Here is a 3263-nt window from a genome sequence, read left to right as displayed (position 1 = left end):
ACCCGGAAGCTAAGCCTTTCAGCGCCGATGGTACTGCAGGGGGGACCCTGTGGGAGAGTAGGACGCCGCCGAACAATTATTCCGGGAAAGCCCCGTGCCCTTGTGGCACGGGGCTTTTCTGCGTTCTGAGCGTCTAGGCTCGAACCATGCGCTACGAACTGGTCATCTTCGACAACGATGGTGTGCTCGTCGACAGTGAGCCGATCGCCAACACCATCCTCTCCGGCTACCTGACCGAGCTCGGTCACCCCACCTCGTACGAGGAATCGCTCCATGACTACATGGGGTCCGCCGTGCACCGGGTGCACGACCTCGTCGAGGAAAGGACGGGGGAGAAGCTACCCGCGGACTTCGACGAGACGCTCCACTCCCGGATCTTCACCGCGTTCCAGGAGGAGCTGGAACCGGTCGAAGGAGTCGACGACGTGCTGGGGAAGCTCGTCGCCGACGGAGTGCCGTACTGCGTGGCCTCCTCCGGGAGCCACGAACGGATCCGGGTCGGGCACCGCAAGACCGGGCTCGACCAGTGGTTCGAGGAGGAGTGGATCTTCAGTGCGGAGGACGTCGGGCACGGGAAGCCGGCACCCGACCTGTTCCTCTTCGCCGCTGAGCGGATGGGCGTTCCGCCCGAGAGGTGTGTCGTCATCGAGGACAGCCCGCTCGGGGTGGAGGCGGCACGGGCCGCGGGGATGGATGTGTACGGGTTCACGTCGATGATGCCCGCCGACCGGCTCGCCGGGGTGACCGGGCACTTCTCCGACATGGCCCAACTGCGGGAACTGCTCGCCTGATCCATCTACCCATGGGTAGGCCAGGGCCCTACGCTGCGGCCATGACGGATGCGCGGTTGCGGCACGGTAGGGCCTCCTTGGCATTCAGCTTCTTCGTGCAAGGGGTCACTTTTGCCCTGCTCGTGACGCGTATTCCTGCCATTCAGGACCGGTACGGGATATCCGACGGGCTGCTGCCCGTGTTCCTTGCCGCCGTACCGATCCTGGCCGGTGTGGGCAGCGTGGTCACCGAGAAGGTGGTCGCGCGGGTACGTCCCCGGGTCGTACTGAGGTGGGCGCAGCCCGTTGTGCTGCTGGCGCTGCTCGGTGTCGGGACCGGCAGCGAGCTGTGGCAGGCGGCCGTCGCGCTCGGGGTATTCGGACTGTCCGTCGGGGCGCTCGACGCCTCCATGAACATGATGGGGGTCAGCCTTCAGCGGGCGTACGGGCGCAGCATCATGCTCGGGTTCCACGCCGCGTACAGCCTGGGCGGGATCGCCGGGGCGTCGATGGCGTGGGCCGGGGCGCACTGGGATCTCACGCTGCTGGTGTCGTACCTTCCCGCGGTCGTCGTGCTGCTGCCTGCCGCGTTCATCGGGAGCCGGTGGTACGTCGAGGGGAAGGCTGAGGGCGACAGGCAGGGGGCAGAGCGTCAGGGCGGCTCGGTCTCGTTCAAGCTGCTGATGCCGCTCTGTCTGGTGATGAGCTTCGCGTACATCGGGGACTCGACGGTCTCCAACTGGAGTGCGAAGTATCTGCAGGACGTGCTGGGGAGTTCCGAGCAGCTGTCGACCGTTCCGTACAACGTCTACATGGTGACGACGCTGCTGGGGCGAGCCGTGGGGGACTTCGGGGTGCGGCGGTTCGGGGCTGTGGCTGTCGTGCGGTTCGGGAGTGTGCTGGCCGCGGCCGGTTTCGCGGTGGTGGCGGTGGCTTCCGGGGCGTGGATCGGGATGCTCGGGTTCACCATGCTGGGGCTCGGGCTCTGTGTGGTCGTTCCGCAGACGTTCGCGGCCGCCGGGCGGATGTTCCCGGGGGCGAGCGACACGGCGATCGCCCGGCTGAATGTCTTCAACTATGTGGGGTTCCTGGTGGGGTCGCCTCTGGTGGGTGCGCTCGGGGACGCGTGGAGCTACCGGGGCGCGATGCTCGTCCCGATGGTGATGGTGCTCGCGACGCTCGCGTACGCCAAGTCGTTCGGTTCGGAGCCTGCCCGATACCGTGGCGGGCATGAGCGGCCGCGCACAGTTGATGTGGGATGACGCAGTAACGGGATACGACTTCGGGGACGGTCATCCGATGGACCCCGTCAGGCTTGCCCTGACGATGGGGCTGGTGCGGGCGTTCGGTCTCGACAACGCGGTGGATGTGGTGGCCGCCAAGCCGGCTGGGGAATCCACGCTGCGGCTCGTGCACCGTGAGGACTACGTGGCGGCCGTGCGCGCGGCCTCCGCGAATCCCAGGGCGGCCGATCAGAACTACGGGCTCGGGACGATGGACGATCCGGCGTTCGTGGGGATGCACGAGGCGTCGGCGCTGATCGCCGGGCAGTCGGTGGCCGCCGCCGAGGCGGTGTGGCGCGGGGACACCGCGCATGCGGTGAACTTCGCGGGCGGGCTGCACCATGCGATGCCGGGCGGTGCGGCGGGGTTCTGCATCTACAACGACCCGGCGCTCGCCATTGCCCGGCTGCTGGAGCTGGGTGCGGAGCGGGTCGCGTACATCGATGTGGACGTCCACCACGGTGACGGGGTGCAGGCCGCGTTCTGGGAGGACCCGCGGGTTCTGACCGTGTCGCTGCACGAACATCCACGGACGCTCTTCCCGCAGACCGGCTGGCCGGAGGAGACCGGTTCCGGTGCGGGGGAGGGGGCCGCGGTGAATGTGGCACTGCCCGCCGGTACGGGGGACGCGGGGTGGCTGCGGGCGTTCCACGCGGTGGTGCCGGAGCTGATCGCGGACTTCCGGCCGCAGGTGCTGGTGACCCAGCACGGGGCCGATACGCACTTCGAGGATCCGCTCGCGCATCTGGCGGTGTCGCTGGACGCGCAGCGGGCGGTCATGGAGTCGTGCCATGAGCTCGCCCACGCGCATACGGAGGGCGGGCGGTGGGTGGCGCTCGGCGGGGGTGGGTATGCGGTCGTCGATGTGGTGCCGAGGTCCTGGACGCATCTGGTGGGGATCGCCGCGCATGCGCCGGTGGACCCCGAGACGGTGATTCCTGCCTCGTGGCGGGACGAGGTCTATGCCCGGACCCGGCAGCTGGGGCCGGGCCGGATGACCGACGGACGTACGCCTTCGTGGCAGCCGTGGGAGGCGGGGTACGACCCGGCGGACCGGCTGGATCAGGCGGTGCGGGCGACCAGGCGGGCGGCGTTTCCGTTGCGGGGGCTGCTGGCCTGAGAGCCTGTCGGGTGACCTTCGATCGGAAAGCGGACGCGGTCTGGTGCGTGCGATTCCAAGGCGCTGGAAGGTCCTCGGATGGGGTCTCCC

Annotated in this window: 3 protein-coding genes and 1 rRNA gene; all 4 read left to right on the top strand. The window is 68.7% G+C overall.

What is annotated here, in order from left to right:
• Positions 1–74: ribosomal RNA gene (rrf, locus tag ACWD6R_RS40170) — 5S ribosomal RNA — on the top strand; the annotation flags it as partial.
• Positions 75–146: 72 nt separating this feature from the next.
• Entirely contained in the window at positions 147–791 is a 645-nt protein-coding gene (locus ACWD6R_RS40165; RefSeq protein ID WP_451823285.1) for an HAD family hydrolase, read from the top strand.
• Positions 792–832: 41 nt separating this feature from the next.
• Positions 833–2032: an MFS transporter gene (locus tag ACWD6R_RS40160; protein WP_451823284.1), complete on the top strand. Its 1200-nt coding sequence runs from the start codon at positions 833–835 to the stop codon at positions 2030–2032.
• Positions 2001–3173 (top strand): acetoin utilization protein AcuC, encoded by a 1173-nt coding sequence (locus ACWD6R_RS40155; protein ID WP_451823283.1) that lies wholly within the window; start codon positions 2001–2003, stop codon positions 3171–3173. Before ACWD6R_RS40160 ends, ACWD6R_RS40155 begins: the two co-directional genes overlap by 32 nt.
• Positions 3174–3263 lie beyond the last annotated feature (90 nt).

The organism is Streptomyces sp. NPDC005151, assembly GCF_053599875.1.
Note: the sequence above shows the minus strand (reverse complement) of the source record. Positions and strands in the feature narration are given on the sequence as shown.

What these genes read in the sequence shown, in the direction of transcription:
- ACWD6R_RS40160 (WP_451823284.1), top strand. Translation starts at nt 833, where the DNA reads ATGACGGATGCGCGGTTGCGGCACGGTAGGGCCTCCTTGGCATTCAGC.
- ACWD6R_RS40165 (WP_451823285.1), top strand. Translation starts at nt 147, where the DNA reads ATGCGCTACGAACTGGTCATCTTCGACAACGATGGTGTGCTCGTCGAC.
- ACWD6R_RS40155 (WP_451823283.1), top strand. Translation starts at nt 2,001, where the DNA reads ATGAGCGGCCGCGCACAGTTGATGTGGGATGACGCAGTAACGGGATAC.